The sequence below is a fragment of the Limnohabitans sp. TEGF005 genome, assembly GCF_055394835.1.
In genome coordinates this window covers 1,445,283-1,463,764 of record NZ_AP029226.1, presented here as the reverse complement: position 1 = coordinate 1,463,764, position 18,482 = coordinate 1,445,283, and the positions used below count along the sequence as shown (strand labels likewise).

Below are 18,482 nucleotides of genomic sequence, written 5' to 3'. Positions count from 1 at the left end.
AAACTGTTGTTTCATCCAGTGACTGTATTTTTAACCAGTTTTTGAGGCGATGCAAGTGTTGGACACAAAAAAAATGAAGAAAGTGGTGGTTTTGGGCACAGGCGGCACCATCGCCGGCACAGCGGCCAGCGCCAATGACCACACGGGCTACACCGCTGGCCAGTTGGGTGTGCAGCATCTGCTGGACGCCATACCCGGTCTGAATGACGTTCTGCAGGGTGATTCACTGCAGTGTGAGCAGGTCGCCCAGCTTGACAGCAAAGACATGGACCACGCCACTTGGCAAGCGTTGGCGCAGCGCTGCGCCCACTGGCTGGCACAGCCTGACGTGGGTGGCATCGTCATCACCCACGGCACCGACACACTGGAAGAAACCGCTTGGTTTTTGCAGCAGGTGCAGCGCACCACCAAGCCTGTGGTGCTGACTTGTGCCATGCGTCCGGCCACCGCCTTGACCCCCGATGGCCCACAAAACCTGCTGGACGCTGTTGCCGTGGTCCTCGACCCGATGGCGCGTGGCGTGCTGGCCGTCTGCGCAGGCCGCATCCACAATGCCCGCGAGGTGCAAAAAATTCACCCTTATCGGCTCGATGCTTTCAGCTCCGGCGAATCCGGCCCCCGTGGCTGGGTGGAGCAAGGCCGTGTGCGCTGGGCCGACCCCGGCAGCTGGCCGATGGCGCATGTCCATGCCAGCCAAGCGCTGGCATTGAGTGTGGCCGATTGGCCCTGGGTGGCGGTTTTGGACAGCCATGCAGGCAGTGATGCCCGCCAAGTCCAGGCCCTCCTGGCTGCGGGCGTGAAAGGACTGGTCGTGGCAGGCACGGGCAACGGCACCGTGCACCAAAGCCTGTTGTCGGCACTGTCCCAGGCGCAGGCCCAAGGCGTGGCTGTGCGTTTGACCTCCCGTTGCGCCGAAGGTCAGATCGTGGGGCAAGCCGCCGCGCTGCAAACGGCACCTGCGGGGCTCAATGCGTACAAGGCGCGGGTGAGTCTGATGTTGGATTTGATGGGCTAAATACCCACAAGGCCCTGAAACAACAAAGCCCCGCAATGCGGGGCTTTGTTCGTTGGGGCCGCTGAAAAAATCAGTCAGCCAGTGCCGCAAATGCGCGGGCTGTGATGTCTTCCACGCTGCCGGTGCCGCTGATGGCGCGGTATTTGGGGGCTGCCGCTGCATCGGCTTTGGCCCAGTTGGAGTAGTAGTCCACCAAAGGGCGGGTCTGGGCGCTGTAAACATCCAGACGCTTTTTGACGGTTTCTTCCTGGTCGTCGGCGCGTTGCACCAAAGCTTCGCCCGTCACATCGTCCACGCCTTCGACTTTGGGTGGGTTGAACTTGACGTGGTAGGTGCGGCCCGAGGCGGGGTGCGAGCGGCGGCCGCTCATGCGGTCGATGATGGCGTCAAAGGGCACATCGATTTCGAGCACGTAGTCGAGTTTCACGCCTGCGGCCTTCATGGCGTCGGCCTGGGGAATGGTGCGGGGGAAGCCGTCAAACAGGAAGCCATTGGCGCAATCGGCCTGGGCGATGCGTTCTTTGACCAGGTTGATGATCAGGTCGTCGCTGACCAGACCGCCTGATTCCATGACCGCTTTGGCCTCCAGGCCCAAGGGGGTGCCGGCCTTGACGGCGGCACGCAACATGTCGCCCGTGGAGATTTGGGGAATGTTGTATTTCTGGCAAATGAAGGTTGCTTGTGTGCCTTTGCCGGCGCCAGGTGCGCCCAACAGAATCAGTCTCATGGGAAGGTCCTTATCGTTTGAAATCGTTTCTGCCAGCCAAGCCCGAAGGCCTGCTGCATGGTTACTTTTGAGAATATCACGCCAGCCTCAAAGTTGGCTTACGGGGAGAACCCCGGTTTTCAGCTCATGTCAACAGCAGTTGCCGCACCCGATCCAGGTCTTCGGGGGTGTCGACTCCCGGACCGGGTGATGCGGCGGTGACATGCACTGCGATCCGGTGGCCGTGCCACAGTGCGCGCAGCTGCTCGAGTGATTCCATGGTTTCCACTGGCGCGGGGGGCAGTGTGGGGAACAAAGCCAGAAAACCGGCCCGGTAGCCATAAATCCCGATGTGGCGCAGCGGTGCCGGGCTAGGCAGGGCCTTGAAACCCGAGTCCGACTGGCCATCGCGCCACCACGGAATGGGCGCGCGGCTGAAATACAGTGCCATTTGCCGGGCGTCCATGACCACCTTGACCACGTTGGGGTTGGTGAATTCTTCCAATGAGCCGATGGCGTGCGCTGCGGTGCTCATGCTGGCATCAGGCCGCTCGGTCAGCACGCGGGCCACCTCGTTGATGAGCGCGGGGGGGATCAGCGGCTCGTCGCCTTGCACGTTGACCACCACCGCATCGGGCGCAAGGCCCAGCAGCTGGCAAGCTTCGGCCAGGCGGTCGCTGCCGCTGACGTGGTCTTTTCGGGTCAGCAAGGCGCGTATGCCGTGCGCTTCACAGGCCGCCACGATGCGCTTATCGTCAGCGGCCACCACCACCAGACTGGCGTTGGACAGCATGGCACGTTGCGCCACGCGCACCACCATGGGCAGTCCAGCGATGTCGGCAAGAGGTTTGTCGGGCAAGCGGCTCGAAGCCATGCGTGCCGGAATTACCACCGTAAAACCCGCAGCAGAGCCTGCGGGGGGCAAAAAATGGGTCATGGCTGGGGCTCAGAGCGCGGGACGCAGGGCCGCGAGTTTCTCGATTTCTTCGTCACTCAGTGTGCGGGCCTCGTTTTCCAGCAGGATCGGAATGCCGTTGCGCACCGGGTACGCCAGGCGAGCGCTGCGCGAGAGCAGTTCCTGGTGTTCCCGGTCGAAGTCGAGAGGGCCTTTGGTGACTGGGCAAACCAGTAATTCAAGCAATTTGTTGTCCATGCTGTCAATGATAACGGCCCCCAAGCCAGGGGTGTTTGGGAAAGGTCAGTGCTGCAAAAGTTGCTCAATGCGCGCATCCAGCGCCGACCAAAAACCGTTTTCTGGCGTGATGACCAGAGGGATCGCCAGGGCGCCGGGTTCGTGCGGCCAGAGTTTGGCGGCGTCTTTTTCGGTGCAAACCCAAGTGCGGTCGGGGTTGGCTTTCCAGTCTTGGTAGTCGTGGTGGTCAGGCAGGGCGGTGGTGCTGGTCAGTTGCAACCCCGATTGGCGCAGCATGTCGAAAAATGCTTCAGGCCTGGCCAGTCCGGCCACCGCGTGCAGTGGGCGGTTTGTCAATGCGCTCAAGGCAAGGTGTCGCCCATCCGAGGTCAGGGCGTGGTCTGCCAGTTGCCGTGGGGCCTGGTATTGACCTAGTGGGCGGTCACCCGAAATGGATGGACCGGTGTGCAGAACCCAATCGACCGGGCGTGGCCAGGCTTCGCGCAGGGGGCCTGCAGGCAACAACCAGCCGTTGCCCACGCCGCGCTCGTCCATCACACAAATCTCGATGTCACGCGCCAAGGCCAGGTGTTGCAAACCATCGTCGCAGATCAAAATTTGCACCGTCGGATGCGCGTGGAGCAAGCCCAGCGCCGCATCGGCCCTGGCTCGCGCCACCCAAACCGGCACGCCAGTGCTTTGGTGAATCAGCAAGGGTTCATCGCCCACATCCAGTGGGTGGCTGTCGTGCGTCACGGCACGGGCGTCCTGCGTTTTGCGGCCGTGCCCGCGCGAGATCACCCCGACCTGCAAGCCCTTGGCCAGCAAGTGCCTGGCAAGGGCCATGGTGACCGGGGTTTTGCCTGCACCGCCTGCCACCACATTGCCGACCACGATGACCAAGGCGGGTACGCGCCGGGTTTTGAAGATGCCCGTGGCGTAGGCCATGCGCCGCAGTGTCGTGAGTGCGCCATAAATGGCCGCCACCGGGCGCAAGGCCCACGCGAGCGGGCCGCGCCGCTGCCAAACCCGGGGCAAATGCTGGTGAAGGAATGCGGACAGGCCCATGCCGATCAAGAGCCCGGCACTTCGGCCGATTGGGCCGCAAAGGTGATTTTGGACAAGCCACTGCGGCGTGCCGCCTCCATGGCGTTGATCACGCTTTGGTGCGTGGCCGATGCGTCGGCGCTGATGACCAGCATCGCGTCTTTGTGGACCAGTGGCGTCAGGACCGCCACCAAATGACCGACCGAGCTGCCCCCGACGGGTGACTTGTTGATGGCGTATCGCCCTTGTGATGTGATCGTCAAGACAATTTGGCGCGGGCGCTGGCTGGATGCACTGGCATCGGCCACGGGCAGGTTCAGCTGGATTTCGGTCAGGCGTGACCAAGTGGTGGTCAGCATCAAAAAGATCAGGACGACCAAAAGCACGTCAATGAATGGGATCAGGTTGATCTCGGGTTCGGGGGACGAGGGCCGGGGTCTGAAATTCACAGCCAGCCTTTATGCGCGCAAACGGCTCAGATGCCGGGCAAAGGTCTCGGCGGTCACTTCCATGGCCAGCACATGGCGGTCCACCACGGCGCGAAAGTAGCGCCAGAACATCAAGGACGGGATGGCCACAACCAAGCCGAACGCGGTGTTGTAAAGCGCCACCGAAATACCATGTGCCAGCAGGGCAGGCTGGTTGTTGGCCGCCGTGTGCGCCCCAAAAATGTCGATCATGCCGACCACGGTGCCCAGCAAACCGAGCAGTGGGGCGGCAGAGGCGATGGTGGCCAGTGCAGGCAGGTAGCGCTCAAGCCCTTGTGTTGCCAAACGCCCCGCCATTTGCATGCTGGCTTGGATGTCTTCGCCAGAGGCTTTGGGGTTGTCATGCAGGCAACGCAGCCCGCTGGCCAAAACCGGCCCCATGGCACCTGCTTTGTCCAAGGCCTGGATCATCTCTGGCACGGGGACACCGCGTTGGCTTGCCTCGATGGTTTGCGCGAGGATGTGGGCGGGCATGACTTTGGCGCTTTGCAGCTGAACGCAGCGCTCCAGGATCAGGGCCAGGGCCAGAATGGAACACAAAATCAAGGGCCAAATGGGCCAACCTGCGGCTTGTATGATGGACAACAAAAAAATACCTTCCCGTTTTTGGGTCTCGAACGAGGCTGATTATCGGCGAATGCCTAGGGTGCCCCATCACCACGGCTTGGAAGTTTGCTTGGTGCCGAGATTTCTGTGGATAACTTTGTGAAGAACTTGGCCTGTTGTGCTGTTCAGCATACTCAGGTGTATATTAATTCTCCAAAATTCAACCCGTCATTTTAAAAAAATAATGAATGAAATCAATGACTTGTAATTTTGTAGTGATGTCGCTTGCTTCGCATTGGCCAAAACCAGCCCAGGGCATGGCTTGTGGAGTACTTTGCCTCAGCTGGCTTGGTTTAGACGCCTGAAACACCCTCCAAACGCCGATGAAACCTCAATACCATGCCTGTGAATGACGATTTGAAGCCCCGCGCGTGGACAGTTTCAGCGCTGTGCCGCGCCATGGCTGACACGCTGGATGCCCAGTTCAACCCTGTCACGGTGCGTGGGGAGGTTTCGGGCTTTTCGCGGGCCGCCAGTGGCCATTGTTATTTTTCGATCAAGGACGACACGGGCCAGATCCGTTGCGCCATGTTCCGCCGTGCCGCCAGTTTGATGGACTTCGCCCCCCGTGATGGCGAACTGGTGGAGGTGCGTGGCCGTTTGGGGGTGTACGAAGCCCGGGGCGATTTGCAATTGGTGGTCGAGTCTATGGCTCGGGCCGGGCAGGGCGCACTGTTTGAGCAGTTTTTGCGCCTCAAGGCCAAGCTCGAGGCCGAAGGTCTTTTCGATCCCGCACACAAACGCTTATTACCGGCCCAGCCCCGAGCCATTGGCGTGGTCACTTCGCCGGGCGCAGCCGCTTGGCACGACGTGATGACCGCCTTGCAGCGGCGCGTGCCGCACATTCCCGTGCTGATGGCGCCGGCCTTGGTGCAAGGCGTGAGCGCTGCGGCCACGCTGGCACAGGCGCTGCTCAACCTTTACGCTTTTACGGCAGAAGACAACCCGCTCAGCCCGCCTGTGGATGTGATCTTGCTGGTGCGCGGCGGCGGCTCGATGGAAGACCTGTGGTCTTTCAACGACGAAAACCTGGCCCGCGTGATCGCCCAAAGCCCGGTGCCCTTGATTTGCGGCGTGGGCCACGAGACCGACTTCACCATTGCCGACTTTGTGGCCGATGTGCGCGCCCCCACACCCACCGCTGCTGCCGAGATGGCGGCGACCGACCGTGGCGTGGCCCTGGAGGCCTTGTCGGTGCTGGAACACAGGTTGACCCGGGGCCTGCTGCGTCAGCAAGACCGGCAAGCCCAGCGGCTGGACAGCGTGGCCGCCCGCTGGGGTGTTGGCCTTGCCCGTCAGCAAGAACGTCAAGTTCAGCGTCTGAACGCCATGGCCACCCGTCTGAGCCGACCACAAGCTTTGCTGGGCCAACACAGTCAGTGGCTGGACCGGCTGGCGCACCGTTTGCAAGCGGGCGTACAAAGCCAAGCCATCGGCAGTGGCCACCAGCTGACCCGCCTGGAAGACCGCCTGAGCTTCAATCGCGGTCAGCAAGTGCAACAACGTGCCCAGCGCTTAGAGCGGGCCGCTTTGCGGTTGTCATCGGTGGACCCGCGCCAAGTGCTGGAACGCGGTTATGCCTGGCTCAGCGATGAGCGTGGCCAAGCCCTGACCCACGCGGCCCAGTTTCAAGCTGGCCAAGCCGTTCGAGCCACTTTGGCAGATGGCGAAGTGCCTTTGAAGGTTCAGGGCTGATCGGTTCATTAGGGAAGCTTTGTTTTTTCGGGATTGTCTCCTGGCGGCCGAATGGCGGCATGGGCTGAGGCCGATTTTTGGGGATGCAGGTAAGCCGTCATGGGGCGAGCCTGGGCACCTCATGAGGGAATACCCAAAATCGGTGCCCAGGCCCGCCCCATGACGGCGATGGGCCATGAGCGCACGGGCTTTCAATAGCAAGTGCCCAAAATCGGTTCCCATTTCTCGCCCCATAACGGCGATGGGACATGAGCGCGTGTGCTTTCATCAACAAGTACCCAAAATCGGTGCAAAGCCCCACACCATGACGGTGGCCGTTGGGGTGGCTGAGTTTTCAGTGACCTGCCCCTGCAAAGGGCGATCAGTCAGCCTCTAAAATGCATGGGTCTACTTTCAACCCGCAACAACAAAAGGACATCCCCATGGAACACACCTTGCCCGCACTGCCTTATGCGATCGACGCTTTGGCTCCTCACTACAGCCAGGAAACCCTGGAGTTTCACCATGGCAAGCACCACAACGCCTACGTTGTGAACCTGAACAACCTGCAAAAAGGCACTGAATTCGAGAGCATGAGCCTCGAAGAAATCATCAAAAAGTCCAGCGGCGGCATCTACAACAACTCGGCCCAGATCTGGAACCACACCTTCTTCTGGAACTGCATGAAGCCCAACGGTGGCGGCGAGCCCACAGGCGCTTTGGCCACGGCCATCGATGCCAAATTTGGCAGCTACGCCGCTTTCAAAGAAGCCTTCGTCAAGAGCGCCGTGGGCAACTTTGGCTCCGGCTGGACATGGCTTGTGAAAAAAGCCGACGGCTCGGTGGACATCGTCAACATGGGCGCCGCTGGCACCCCTCTGACCACTGGCGACACCGCCTTGTTGACCGTGGACGTGTGGGAACACGCTTACTACATCGACTACCGCAACATGCGCCCCAAGTTCGTCGAGACTTTCCTCGACAAGCTGGTGAACTGGTCGTTTGCCGAGAAGAACTTCGGCTGATCGAAGGTTTCTCGATGTCAAAAAGCCCGCTGATGCGGGCTTTTTGCTTTGTGGGCCGAAGGTAAATGCGACCTCTGTGCCAGTGGATTGAAGAGAGCCAACAGTCTGCTGCTTGGACCCTGGATCGACAAATGAGGTCGACAAATGAGACCGACAACCGAGCTGAGCATGGGCTGGGGCCGGGCGCCGATTTTGGGTACTCCCTCTGAGGTGCCCGGCCCCAACCCATGCTCAGCGTTCCACGATGCACAGATGCACAGATGCACAGATGCACCGAGCACCGAGCACCGAGCACCGAGCGTCAAGCAGAGTCAGCGAATCATCATCCCCCCATCCGCCACGATGGTTTGCCCCGTCACATATTGCCCAGCCGGGCTGGCCAGAAACACCGCCACCCCGCCAATGTCGTCGGGCTCGCCCATGCGGCGCAGCGGGGTCTCGCTGTTGTACTTGGCACTCAGTACCGGGTCTTCGTGCAGCGCCTTGGCAAAATCGGTCTTGATCAAGCCCGGCGCGATGCAGTTCACGCGGATGTTGTCCGGCCCCCATTCCACGGCCAGGTTGCGTGCCAGTTGCATGTCGGCGGCCTTTGACATGTTGTATGCCCCAATGATGGCCGAGCCGTGCAGGCCGCCAATCGACGACACGATCACGATGGCTCCGTCCTTCTTGGCCTTCATGTCCGGGTAGACCATGGTGCACAGCCAAGTGTTTGACAGCACGTTGTTGCGCATGACTTTGTCGAACACCTCGTCGCTCATGCCTGTGGTGGGGCCGTAATAGGGGTTGGTGGCTGCATTGCAGACCAAGATGTCGATCGGACCCCAGGCCGCGCGGGTCTGGTCGATCAGGTTTTGCAGCTGCTCTTTGCTCGAAATGCTGGCGGCCACCGCCATGGCTTGGCCGCCCGCAGCTTGAATCTCTTGGACCACCCCTTCGCAGGCGTCTTGTTTGCGGCTGGACACCACCACCTTGGCGCCTTGCTTGGCCAGTTGGTGGGCAATCGATCGGCCAATGCCCCGGCTGGAGCCTGTGACGATGGCGACTTTGCCTTGCAGATGGAACAGCGACATGAAAAGGGCTCCTTGTTGAATGCTGGGCAGTCTGCCCGTGTGCGGCGCACAGGGCTGTCTTGCGCGTGTCAGTCGTTTGGCATGGGCCTATGGGGCCATCGGCCACAATGGAACGCAAACCAATCAGGTGTGAGGTGGATGTGGAACAAGTCGATGCAGTGGTGATCGGGGCGGGCGTGGTCGGTCTGGCCGTGGGGCGGGCGCTGGCGCTGGCGGGTCGCGAGGTGATGGTGCTGGAGTCGGCAAACGCCATCGGCACCGGCACCAGCTCGCGCAACAGCGAGGTCATTCACGCGGGCATTTACTACCCGGCGGGCTCGCTCAAGGCGCGGCTGTGCGTGCAGGGCAAAGGTCTGCTGTACACCTATTGCGCCGAGCGCGGCGTGGCGCACCAGCGGCTGGGCAAGCTGATCGTGGCCACGCGCCCCGAGCAAGTGCCCACGCTGGACGGCATCGTGGCTAAGGCGGCGGCCAACGGCGTGCATGACCTGCAAAAACTCAGCGCCGCCCAAGCCAGGGCATTGGAGCCCGCACTGGCCTGCGAAGCGGCTTTGCTTTCGCCCAGCACGGGCGTGGTGGACAGCCACGGCCTCATGCTGGCCTTGCAAGGCGACTTGGAAAACGCAGGGGGGCTTTTGGCGCTGGTCTCGCCCGTGCAGCACATTGGCCTCCAGCAAGGCACGGCCACGCACCCGATCCGCGTGAGCACGCAAGACGGCACCGAACTGGCCTGCCGCACATTGGTCAACGCTGCGGGTCTTAACGCGGTGGCTCTGGCGCGGGGCATGCAGGGGCTTGCGCACAGCCTGCTGCCGTCCGCCCATTACGCCAAAGGCAACTATTTCACGCTGGCGGGCAAGGCCCCGTTTTCGCGCTTGATTTACCCGGTGCCCGAGGCGGCTGGCCTGGGCGTGCACCTCACGCTTGACCTGGGCGGGCAGGCCAAGTTCGGGCCTGATGTGCAGTGGGTCGATGACCCCGCCGACCTGCAAGTGGACCCGCGCCGGGGCGATGCCTTTTATGCCGAGGTGCGCCGCTATTGGCCCGATTTGCAAGATGGCGCTTTGCAGCCGGGCTATGCGGGCATGCGCCCCAAGATCAGTGGCCCGCATGAAGCGGCAGCCGATTTCATGATCCAAGGCCCTGCCGAGCATGGCGTGCCAGGCCTGGTGAACCTGCTGGGCATCGAGTCGCCGGGCCTGACCAGTTCACTGGCGATCGCCGACGAGGTCTGCGCTCGTCTGGCTTGAGCACTTGCCAGCGGGGCTTCAGCGCTTCATCTGCTGCAACGCACTGGCCACTTCGGTGACCAGGGCCGGGCCTTTGTAAATCAGCCCGGTGTAGATCTGCACCACGTCGGCCCCGGCTTCGATTTTGGCAATGGCGTCGTGACCGCTCAGGATGCCGCCCACGCCGATGATGGGGAAGTCTTTGCCCAAAGCCGCACGCAATTGGCGGATCACGCGGTTGCTGCTTTGCAGCACAGGTGCGCCGGACAGTCCGCCCATTTCGTCGGCGTGCTGCAGGCCACTCACCGCGTCGCGTGCCAGTGTGGTGTTGGTGGCGATCACGCCGTCCATGCCGTGCTTTTGCAAGGTGGCGGCGATCACGCCCACTTGGGTTTCGTCCAGATCGGGGGCGATTTTCAGGAACATGGGCACCCGGCGGCCGTGTTCAGCAGCCAGTTCTTCGCGCCTTGCGACCAGTGCGCCCAGCAGGCCGTCGAGCGCTTCGTCGCTTTGCAGGGCGCGCAGGTTCTTGGTGTTGGGGCTGGAGATGTTCACCGTCACGTAGTCGGCATGCGGGTACACGCCCGCCAGAGCGATCAAGTAATCGTCGGTGGCGTTTTCGATGGGCGTGGCGGCGTTTTTGCCGATGTTCAGGCCCAAAATGCGGCCCTGCTGGCGGAATTTGGAGCGCTTGACGTTGGCGATGAAGGCGTCGAGTCCGTCGTTGTTGAAGCCCAAGCGGTTGATGAGGGCTTGCGCCTCAGGCAGGCGAAACATGCGGGGCTTGGGGTTGCCCGGTTGCGCTTTGGGCGTGACGGTGCCCACTTCGACAAAGCCAAAGCCCATGGCACCCAGACCATCGATGCAGCGGGCGTTTTTGTCCAGACCTGCGGCCAGGCCCACGCGGTTGGGGAAGTGCAGGCCCGCCAGTGTGATGGGTTGCGCCACAAAGGGTTGGCGATAAACGCGGTCGAGCGGGGTGTTTTGGGTGCGTGCCAGGCCCTCGATGGTCAGTTCGTGGGCTTCTTCGGCGTCCATCTTGAACAAAAACGAGCGGGCGAGGGCGTAGGGGATCAGGGACATTGGATAATTCCGGCCAGCAAAGGCTGTGACAACAATGGTGTTGATTGTCGCAAACCCGGCGCAGCTTTCCTTTTTTACCCAGACCCGACCCCATGACACAAGACGAACTCAAAGCCCTGGTGGGCCAAGCCGCCCTGAAATACGTTGTTCCCGGCGAGATCGTCGGTGTGGGCACCGGCTCCACGGTCAACAAATTCATCGATGCACTGGCCACGATGAAAGACCAGATCAAGGGCGCGGTGTCCAGCTCCGAGGCCTCGACCGTGCGTCTGAAGGCCTTGGGCATTCCGGTGTTTGACAGCAACGAGGTCGAGAGCCTGTCGGTCTACATCGATGGTGCCGACGAGATCGACCACCAAGGCCACATGGTCAAGGGCGGTGGCGCTGCCTTGACCCGCGAAAAAATCGTGGCGGCGCAGTCCAAGCAGTTTGTCTGCATTGCCGACGAGAGCAAGTTGGTTCAGGCTTTGGGCGCTTTCCCATTGCCGGTGGAGGTCATTCCCATGGCCACAGCCCGCGTCATGCGCCAGTTTGCCGCCATGGGGGGCACGGCTGCTGTGCGCCTGAAAGACGGCCAGCCGTTGGTGACCGACAACGGCCAGCACATCGTGGACGTGAAGGGCCTGCAGATCACCGACCCGGTGGCCTTTGAAAACACCGTGAGCCAGTGGCCCGGCGTGGTGACAGTGGGCGTGTTTGCCTTGCAAAAAGCCCAGGTCTGTTTGCTGGGCACGTCTGAAGGCGTGAAGACCCTCAACTATTGAGGCTCAAGCCCGGCGCAGCAGCAAGCGCAAATCGGGACCGATGCGCTGCGCGTCATGAAAGGCCAGCTTGACCGAATCACTCAGGGCGGTCAGCGCAGGCAAATGGGCCATGCCTTGTCCGGGCCCCAGCAGTTGGGGGGCCAGGTAGACCAAAAACTCGTCCACCAGCCCCTCGCGTATGAATGAGCCGTTGAGTTTGTGCCCGGCCTCCACGTGCAGTTCGTTGATCTCGCGTCGGGCCAGGTCGCGCAGCATGCCCGCCAAATCGACCTTGCCGCCGGGGCCGGGGCAATCGATCACGGTCACGCCGCGAGCCGTCAGCGCAGCGCGTTTGTCGGCTTGATCGCTGGTGGCGGTGTAAACCCAAATCTGCCGTGCGTGTTCCCCAGCGCCTTGGGTGTCCAGCAGTTTGGCCGTCAGCGGCATGTCCAAGCGGCTGTCCACCACCACCAAGTGCGGCTGGCGTGGCACCTCAAGGCCACGCACGTTCAGTTGCGGGTCGTCTTCGAGCACGGTGCCGATGCCGGTCAGGATGGCGCAGGCGCGGGCTCGCCAGGCGTGGCCGTCGGCGCGGGCTTGGGGGCCGGTGATCCATTGGCTTTGGCCGTTTGCCAGCGCCGTTTGCCCATCCAGCGAGGCGGCCACCTTCAGGCGCACCCAAGGCAGGCCACGTTCCATGCGGCTGAAAAAGCCCACATTCAACTCGCGCGCTTGCAAGGCGATGTCACTGTCGGGGGCCAGGGTTTCGGTCAGTACACCGGCGGCGGCCAATCGGGCCATGCCCTGGCCCGCGACTTGGGGGTTGGGGTCGGTCATGGCGGCGACCACGCGGCCTATGCCCGCTGTGGCCAAGGCATCGCAACAGGGGCCGGTGCGGCCTTGGTGGGCACAGGGCTCCAGCGTGACCCAGGCGGTGGCCCCTTGTACGCTCTGACCGCGCTCAGCGGCGTCGCGCAGCGCCATGATTTCGGCGTGTGGCCCGCCAGCGCGTTGGGTGTGGCCTTGGCCCAGCAGCGTGCCATCGGCGGCGGTGATCACGCAGCCCACACGCGGGTTGGGTGAGGTCAGCCACAGGGCTTTGCGAGCCAGATCCAGGGCGTGTTGCATGGGGGTGGGGTGAACGGTCGAAGTGGGCACGGCGGTCAACAAATGGGTGGATGCGGTGGCGCAGCCAATTGGCCGCACAGACTAGGGCGAGGATACGCCAACCCACAGAGGGATGGTCGAGGTGCTGCTGTGCCATTCGATGCGGGTGCTGGCCTTGCTACTTTGCTCGGCATTGTTGCTAGTGCCTGTTCCGCTGGCCACCCATTCCACGCTGACTTGCAGGTCGATCACCAAGCCGTCGCCCCGAGGGGTGCTGCGCGTTTGTCGGGTGTAGCGCACGCCTTGCACCTGGATGTCATCTTGACCGGGGCACAGGGTGGCGTTGGCCTGTGCATGCAAGCAGTCCATGGCTTCCTGGGCCAGGTGTTGTGCCACGGTGTGATGGCGGCTTGCGCTGGCCATGTGGAGGGTTTTAAGGGTCAACTGCGTTGCGCCGACCAGCCCGATGCCCAAGACGGCCGAGGCGATCAGGGCTTCGATCAAGGCCATGCCTTGCTGGGCGGGTGCGTGGTTTGTCATGGCGTGCCCTCGCTCCAGCTGCCATTGACGCGCTGGACCCGTGTCGCATCGATGCCTTCGGGCCAGTCGAGGCTGTAGGCATGGCGGCCTTCAGGGCGTGCCAGCACGGTGCCCGAGCGCCACTCGGGCATGCCCGATTCCACCACCAGCTGGCCTTCGATGGTCCCCGCTTGCCAGCCCCGCATCTTTTCGTCGTCGCAGCCGGAGTCGAGCAAGACGCTGCCCACAACGCGCACGCGGTTGCCCATGTGTGGGCAGCGCTGGGCACAGGCTTGGGCAGAAAACACCAGCAGGGCTGGGTGAGCTGATGTGCCCACACTTTGCTGCCAGTCGGCGGGGCTGTCGATCCAGTAAACAGAGCGCGGGGGTGTCGTTTGCGCTGTCAAACCGTTGCGTTCTTGGTCGCTGGACCAGGCTTGCAGTTGTTGGTCTGTGATGTCGCCCAGTACGCTTCGCCAGGCGGTACGTGTGCAGGGGCTGCGCGGCACTGCCGTGTTGGGCGCTGTTTGCACGCCCCCGCCGGGCAAGCTGATGGGGCTGATGGCCAGACAGGCATTTTTTTCGGCACTGGAGATACTGCCGTTGTGGTCGGTGTCCACCACAAAGTGCGTTTGCACGGCAGGCGCTTTTGCTGTGCCGCTGCAGGCCTCACCGTTTTGGGTGAGGGGGCACACGCGCAGGCTGGCCCCCGCTGCTTCGCTGACACAGCCGTTCAGCACCAGCGCCGCAGGCGCCGCCAAACCCGGTGCGGGGGCCACAAAGGGCACGAACAAGCTTTCACGCGCGCGTGCCTGGCTGTTTTGGCCAGCGATGCTGGCGCTGGCATGCACCGTGAGAACGTGCGGTGACTGAACCAGATCGCGCACGGCAGTGGCGCTCAGTGCGGCCTGGGGCAGGGCGGGATGCGGCATGACGCTCAGGGCGCTGCATTGCCACTGTGGGCCGCTTATTCCCGCAGGGCAGACGGTGCGCGTGGTCAACAGCGCATGGGCATTGAAGCTGCTGTTCGCAATCACGGCCTGTGCATTGGCCAAGGCCGCATCGGCCGCCAGTCGCGCCTGGCTGGCGTGTGCGTGGTTGTGGCTGGCCAGTTGGTCGATCAACACACTGCGAGCGCTGTAAAAACTGGTCAAGCTGGCCAGAATCACCAGGCCGATGGCCACCAGCAAGGTGATGGCCCCACCTTGGGGCCGTGAGGGATGGTGCTTTGTCATGGGCAAAACAGCGCCTGCTTGCTGGCGGGCAAGTCGTTGCGCAAATGGATGGTTTGCGACAGGCTGACCTGTCGAGAGGCATCGCCGGGCCACTGCGCCGTCAAGTCCATTTGAACGCTGCGATGCAGCCAGCCATTGCGCATTTCGCAGTGCAGTTGCCAGTTCAGCGCGGTGATGCTCAGATTGGCGCTGTCGGTGATGGCTTGCCAACTCCCGCTCGAGTTGCATGTCCTGCGTGCTTGCAATGCGGTGCCGACCTGACGAAAGCCTATGCATTCGTCGTTGTCCCGCTGGCCATTGTGGTTGCGGTCATGGCTGAAGTCGATCCTGCTGCCCTCGATGCTGAAGTCTTGCCCATCTTGGCAAAACGGGTCATTGCAAGCCGTGGGGGATCGGGTTTGCCAGGCATTGGCTGTGTATTGGGCCTTGCGCAGTTCTCTGGCCATCCAGTCCGTGGCCGAGCGCAGGTCGGTGTGCAAGTGGCTGTCTTGCAAGGCAGCACGGTGACCGCGCAAGTGGTTGGCCAGCATGGCGCTGCCTGCGGCCAGAACGACCAAACCCACCGACATGCCCACGAGCAGTCCTGTCAGTGTTTCGCCTTTTTCAAGCGGGTGTTGCTTGTATGTCATCGCCGCCAGCAGCGAGCAGGGTCGCTGTCAGGGTGTTCGCCCGCACCGAAGATGGCTGTCGCCGTGCCCTGCCAGCTCAAGCGCAAAGTGCTGCAGTCGCGGTCTGCCGCCTGGCCAACCAGGCCCACGGCCTGCGCGGTATAGCCATCGGCTGTGGCATCTGACAGGGTGATTTGGTAATGTCCCAAAGGGGATCGGTCGCTGGCCCAGCCCAAGGCCGTCAGCGAGTCGGCGTAGCTTTCATGTGTGCCGCGCCAACGTGCTTGTTCCATTTGCAACTGGAGCAAGGCCGCTTGCCCATCGGTGCGTCTTGCCTGGCGTTGTTGTTGCTGGTAAGCGGGCAGGGCCAGCGCAGCGAGCACGCTCATCAGGGCCAAGCTGATCAGCAGTTCGGCCAACGTCCAGCCTTTGCTGCGTGTGCTGCATGTGCTGCGTGTGCTCAACGGGGTGTTTGGACCCCTCCGTGGCATTGGCATGCGTTGTCTCCCTGGTGTGCTGATGGATTGTGGTCTTCTGTATTCACCTTGTACAGTCCGCAAAGATGCAGCAACTTGTTTGGGCATGGCTGTCCAAAATCACCCGTGAGAAAACCATGCGCTCTTTCTTCACATGCCGTCAAGCTCCCTGTGACCGCTGCAGCGCGCGGGGTTTCACCCTGCTGGAGGCTTTGGTGGTGCTGGCTTTGCTGGGCATTCTGGTCGCCATGGCAGTACCTGCTTTGTTGGACGTGCGGGCACGGCATCAGCTGCAAGCCCAGGCTGAAGGGTTTCTGGACAGTTTGGTCCTGGCCCGTTCAGAGGCCTTGCGCCGTCAGCAGCGGGTGAGCCTGTGCGCAAGGGCGACCGATGGCACATGCGATGCCAACGGCCATTGGCAGCAAGGCTGGCTGGTGTTTGTGGATGCGAACGACAATGGCCTGCACGATTCAGGGGAGGTGGTGGTCGAAGTGCATGCACCTGTGCCACCGGTCGTGCAATTGGGTGTCACCAATACGGTGAAGGCGTACTTTTCTTATGGTGCCGAGGGCCGCAGCATGAGCACAAACGGGGCTTTCATGGCTGGCACATGGCGCTTTTGCCAGGCCTCGTCGTCGGTGGGTTGGCAGGTGGTCAGCAATGCCTTGGGCAAGCCCCGGATACAGAAATACACACCGCCGAGCTGCCCATGAGCTGGTGCCCGGCCTGTCGGCAGGGTGATGTTGCGCGTCAGCTTTGAACTTCGTCCACCAGCGTCTTGAAGGCGTCAATGTCTTCAAAGTTGCGGTACACGCTGGCAAAGCGCACATAGGCCACTTTGTCGAGTTTTTTCAGCTCGCGCATGACCAACTCGCCGATGTGGTGCGATGCCACTTCACGGTTGCCCGGGTTGAGCAGCTTTTCTTCGATGCGCTCGATGGCACCGTCGACCTGTTCTGTGCTGACAGGCCGCTTGCGCAGGGCCAGGTTGAGGCTGGCACGCAGTTTTTCGCGTTGATACTCGATGCGTCGGCCGTCTTTTTTGACGATGGCCGGAAAGTTGACTTCCGGCTTTTCGTAAGTGGTGAAGCGCTTTTCACACGCCCCACATTGACGGCGACGGCGGATGAAATCCCCGTCTTCGGCCAGCCGTGTCTCGACCACTTGGGTTTCGAGGTGACCGCAAAAAGGGCATTTCATCGCGCCGACCGATCAGCCGTAGACCGGGAAGCGGCTGGTCAGGGCGTGCACCTTGGCGCGCACGGCGGCCAGATTGTCCTCGTCCCGCGGGTTGTCCAGCACGTCGGCGATCAGGTGGGCCGTGGCGCGGGCTTCTTCGTCCTTGAAACCGCGGGTCGTCATGGCCGGTGTGCCGATGCGCACGCCGCTGGTCACGAATGGCTTTTCTGGGTCATTCGGGATGGCGTTCTTGTTGATCGTCATGTGGGCGTTGCCCAAAGCGGCTTCGGCCACTTTGCCCGTGATGCCTTTGGCACGCAAGTCCACCAGCATGACGTGGCTTTGCGTGCCGCCGCTCACGATGCGCAGACCGCGCTGGGTCAAGGTTTCGGCAATGATTTGCGCGTTCTTGATCACCTGGGCTTGGTAGGCTTTGAACTCGGGCGCCAGCGCTTCCTTGAAAGCCACAGCCTTGGCTGCGATCACATGCATCAGCGGGCCGCCTTGCAGGCCGGGGAAGATGGCGCTGTTGATGGCTTTTTCGTGCTCGGCCTTCATCAAGATGATGCCGCCGCGAGGGCCGCGCAGGCTCTTGTGGGTGGTGGAGGTCACCACATCGGCGTGGGGCACGGGGTTGGGGTATTGGCCCGCGGCAATGAGACCGGCGTAGTGGGCCATGTCGACCATGAAGATCGCGCCAACTTCTTTGGCCACTTTGGCAAAGCGTGCCCAGTCGATGTGCAGGCTGTAGGCCGAAGCGCCAGCGATGATCAGCTTGGGTTTGGTTTCGCGGGCTTTGGCTTCCATCGCCTCGTAGTCGATGGCTTCGTTCTTGTCCAGGCCATAAGACACGACGTTGAACCACTTGCCCGAAATGTTCAGCGGCATGCCGTGCGTCAGGTGACCGCCTTCGGCCAGGCTCATGCCCATGATGGTGTCGCCGGGTTTCAAGAAGGCCAGAAACACCGCTTCGTTGGCCGATGCGCCGCAATGGGGCTGGACGTTGGCGGCTTCGGCGCCAAAAATTTGCTTGATGCGGTCAATGGCCAGTTGCTCGGCCACGTCCACATGCTCGCAACCACCGTAGTAGCGCTTGCCTGGATAGCCTTCGGCGTATTTGTTGGTCAACTGGCTGCCTTGCGCGGCCATGACAGCGGGCGAAGCGTAGTTTTCGCTGGCAATCAGCTCGATGTGGTGTTCTTGACGCGCGTTCTCGGCCTGGATGGCGGCAAAGATTTCGGGATCGGTTTGTTCAATCAGGATATTACGGTTGTACATGGCAGTCCTTCAAATGATGGAACCTTGGCAGGCGACTTGTGAAAAGTCCCCGACAAGGGCTGCCCAGGCGAACGGCTGAAAACCCGTTTCTGGGTTTGTTGACCAGTTCCGGGCTGTGCGCTTCCCAGTGGTTCTGGGGTGGCCCAACGGCCGCCGCGCTCCACGTCAGAGTGATCCCGCCTTGTGTTTCGAAGAGGGGGCTCCTATCGCCAGTCGCGCACCGCGTTAGTGTAGCCGAGGCCTGCTGGCTTTCCATGGC

General features: G+C 62.1%; 21 protein-coding genes and 1 riboswitch. Of the genes, 6 read left to right on the top strand and 15 right to left on the bottom strand.

Annotated features, from left to right (window positions below):
• Positions 1–49: 49 nt before the first annotated feature.
• Positions 50–1,015: an asparaginase gene (locus tag ACZ5RG_RS07030; RefSeq protein WP_315137245.1), complete on the top strand. Its 966-nt coding sequence runs from the start codon at positions 50–52 to the stop codon at positions 1,013–1,015.
• 70 nt (positions 1,016–1,085) lie between these two features.
• Here ACZ5RG_RS07030 and adk read toward each other — a convergent pair whose 3' ends face one another.
• From adk to ACZ5RG_RS07000, 6 genes are all read right to left on the bottom strand, one after another.
• Positions 1,086–1,742 carry an adenylate kinase gene (gene adk / locus ACZ5RG_RS07025; RefSeq protein ID WP_298597614.1) on the bottom strand — a complete coding sequence of 219 codons (657 nt, stop codon included), beginning with the start codon at positions 1,740–1,742 and terminating at the stop codon, positions 1,086–1,088.
• 124 nt (positions 1,743–1,866) lie between these two features.
• Complete coding sequence (gene kdsB, locus ACZ5RG_RS07020; RefSeq protein ID WP_464448125.1) at positions 1,867–2,658, bottom strand: 3-deoxy-manno-octulosonate cytidylyltransferase; 792 nt, start codon at positions 2,656–2,658, stop codon at positions 1,867–1,869.
• A 9-nt stretch (positions 2,659–2,667) separates the two neighbouring features.
• Positions 2,668–2,874 (bottom strand): Trm112 family protein, encoded by a 207-nt coding sequence (locus tag ACZ5RG_RS07015; RefSeq protein ID WP_019431125.1) that lies wholly within the window; start codon positions 2,872–2,874, stop codon positions 2,668–2,670.
• A 45-nt stretch (positions 2,875–2,919) separates the two neighbouring features.
• A complete protein-coding gene (gene lpxK, locus ACZ5RG_RS07010; protein WP_464448124.1) occupies positions 2,920–3,930 on the bottom strand; it encodes a tetraacyldisaccharide 4'-kinase in 1,011 nt (336 codons plus the stop codon).
• Complete coding sequence (locus tag ACZ5RG_RS07005) at positions 3,927–4,349, bottom strand: ExbD/TolR family protein (RefSeq protein ID WP_298597604.1); 423 nt, start codon at positions 4,347–4,349, stop codon at positions 3,927–3,929. The genes lpxK and ACZ5RG_RS07005 overlap by 4 nt, the downstream gene beginning before the upstream one ends.
• A 9-nt stretch (positions 4,350–4,358) precedes the next feature.
• Positions 4,359–4,976, bottom strand: a complete 618-nt coding sequence (locus tag ACZ5RG_RS07000) for a MotA/TolQ/ExbB proton channel family protein (protein WP_464448123.1) — start codon at positions 4,974–4,976, stop codon at positions 4,359–4,361.
• 357 nt (positions 4,977–5,333) lie between these two features.
• On the opposite strand from ACZ5RG_RS07000, the gene xseA reads away from it, so the two are divergent.
• The gene (xseA, locus tag ACZ5RG_RS06995; protein ID WP_464448122.1) at positions 5,334–6,689 is read left to right on the top strand and encodes an exodeoxyribonuclease VII large subunit; all 1,356 of its coding nucleotides are present in this window, start codon (positions 5,334–5,336) and stop codon (positions 6,687–6,689) included.
• A gap of 422 nt (positions 6,690–7,111) precedes the next feature.
• A complete protein-coding gene (locus tag ACZ5RG_RS06990) occupies positions 7,112–7,693 on the top strand; it encodes a superoxide dismutase (RefSeq protein ID WP_464448121.1) in 582 nt (193 codons plus the stop codon).
• 311 nt (positions 7,694–8,004) lie between these two features.
• On the opposite strand, the gene ACZ5RG_RS06985 is transcribed toward ACZ5RG_RS06990, so the two are convergent.
• A complete protein-coding gene (locus ACZ5RG_RS06985) occupies positions 8,005–8,766 on the bottom strand; it encodes an SDR family NAD(P)-dependent oxidoreductase (RefSeq protein WP_464448120.1) in 762 nt (253 codons plus the stop codon).
• Positions 8,767–8,873: 107 nt separating this feature from the next.
• Here ACZ5RG_RS06985 and ACZ5RG_RS06980 point away from each other — a divergent pair, with 107 nt between their 5' ends.
• Complete coding sequence (locus ACZ5RG_RS06980) at positions 8,874–10,016, top strand: NAD(P)/FAD-dependent oxidoreductase (RefSeq protein ID WP_464448119.1); 1,143 nt, start codon at positions 8,874–8,876, stop codon at positions 10,014–10,016.
• A gap of 18 nt (positions 10,017–10,034) precedes the next feature.
• On the opposite strand, the gene ACZ5RG_RS06975 is transcribed toward ACZ5RG_RS06980, so the two are convergent.
• Entirely contained in the window at positions 10,035–11,078 is a 1,044-nt protein-coding gene (locus tag ACZ5RG_RS06975; protein WP_464448118.1) for a quinone-dependent dihydroorotate dehydrogenase, read from the bottom strand.
• A 92-nt stretch (positions 11,079–11,170) separates the two neighbouring features.
• On the opposite strand from ACZ5RG_RS06975, the gene rpiA reads away from it, so the two are divergent.
• Positions 11,171–11,842: a ribose-5-phosphate isomerase RpiA gene (gene rpiA, locus ACZ5RG_RS06970; protein ID WP_312261606.1), complete on the top strand. Its 672-nt coding sequence runs from the start codon at positions 11,171–11,173 to the stop codon at positions 11,840–11,842.
• 3 nt (positions 11,843–11,845) lie between these two features.
• On the opposite strand, the gene ribD is transcribed toward rpiA, so the two are convergent.
• The 5 genes from ribD to ACZ5RG_RS06945 all read right to left on the bottom strand — a co-directional run bounded on the left by ribD (position 11,846) and on the right by ACZ5RG_RS06945 (position 15,754).
• On the bottom strand, positions 11,846–12,949 hold the full coding sequence (gene ribD / locus ACZ5RG_RS06965) for a bifunctional diaminohydroxyphosphoribosylaminopyrimidine deaminase/5-amino-6-(5-phosphoribosylamino)uracil reductase RibD (protein ID WP_464448117.1): 1,104 nt from the start codon (positions 12,947–12,949) through the stop codon (positions 11,846–11,848).
• Positions 12,950–13,030: 81 nt separating this feature from the next.
• Positions 13,031–13,468, bottom strand: a complete 438-nt coding sequence (locus tag ACZ5RG_RS06960) for a type IV pilus modification PilV family protein (RefSeq protein WP_298603050.1) — start codon at positions 13,466–13,468, stop codon at positions 13,031–13,033.
• Positions 13,465–14,682: a hypothetical protein gene (locus ACZ5RG_RS06955; protein WP_464448116.1), complete on the bottom strand. Its 1,218-nt coding sequence runs from the start codon at positions 14,680–14,682 to the stop codon at positions 13,465–13,467. Before ACZ5RG_RS06955 ends, ACZ5RG_RS06960 begins: the two co-directional genes overlap by 4 nt.
• Positions 14,679–15,311: a PilW family protein gene (locus ACZ5RG_RS06950; protein ID WP_464448115.1), complete on the bottom strand. Its 633-nt coding sequence runs from the start codon at positions 15,309–15,311 to the stop codon at positions 14,679–14,681. Before ACZ5RG_RS06950 ends, ACZ5RG_RS06955 begins: the two co-directional genes overlap by 4 nt.
• A complete protein-coding gene (locus ACZ5RG_RS06945) occupies positions 15,308–15,754 on the bottom strand; it encodes a type IV pilin protein (RefSeq protein WP_464448114.1) in 447 nt (148 codons plus the stop codon). Before ACZ5RG_RS06945 ends, ACZ5RG_RS06950 begins: the two co-directional genes overlap by 4 nt.
• A 149-nt stretch (positions 15,755–15,903) precedes the next feature.
• Here ACZ5RG_RS06945 and ACZ5RG_RS06940 point away from each other — a divergent pair, with 149 nt between their 5' ends.
• Positions 15,904–16,479, top strand: a complete 576-nt coding sequence (locus tag ACZ5RG_RS06940) for a GspH/FimT family pseudopilin (RefSeq protein WP_464448113.1) — start codon at positions 15,904–15,906, stop codon at positions 16,477–16,479.
• Positions 16,480–16,516: 37 nt separating this feature from the next.
• Here the strand turns inward: ACZ5RG_RS06940 and nrdR are convergent, their stop codons facing one another.
• Positions 16,517–16,966 (bottom strand): transcriptional regulator NrdR, encoded by a 450-nt coding sequence (gene nrdR / locus ACZ5RG_RS06935; RefSeq protein WP_464448112.1) that lies wholly within the window; start codon positions 16,964–16,966, stop codon positions 16,517–16,519.
• Positions 16,967–16,978: 12 nt separating this feature from the next.
• Positions 16,979–18,223 carry a serine hydroxymethyltransferase gene (glyA, locus tag ACZ5RG_RS06930; RefSeq protein ID WP_464448111.1) on the bottom strand — a complete coding sequence of 415 codons (1,245 nt, stop codon included), beginning with the start codon at positions 18,221–18,223 and terminating at the stop codon, positions 16,979–16,981.
• Positions 18,224–18,277: 54 nt separating this feature from the next.
• A riboswitch (ZMP/ZTP riboswitch) is annotated at positions 18,278–18,450 on the bottom strand.
• Positions 18,451–18,482: the final 32 nt, after the last annotated feature.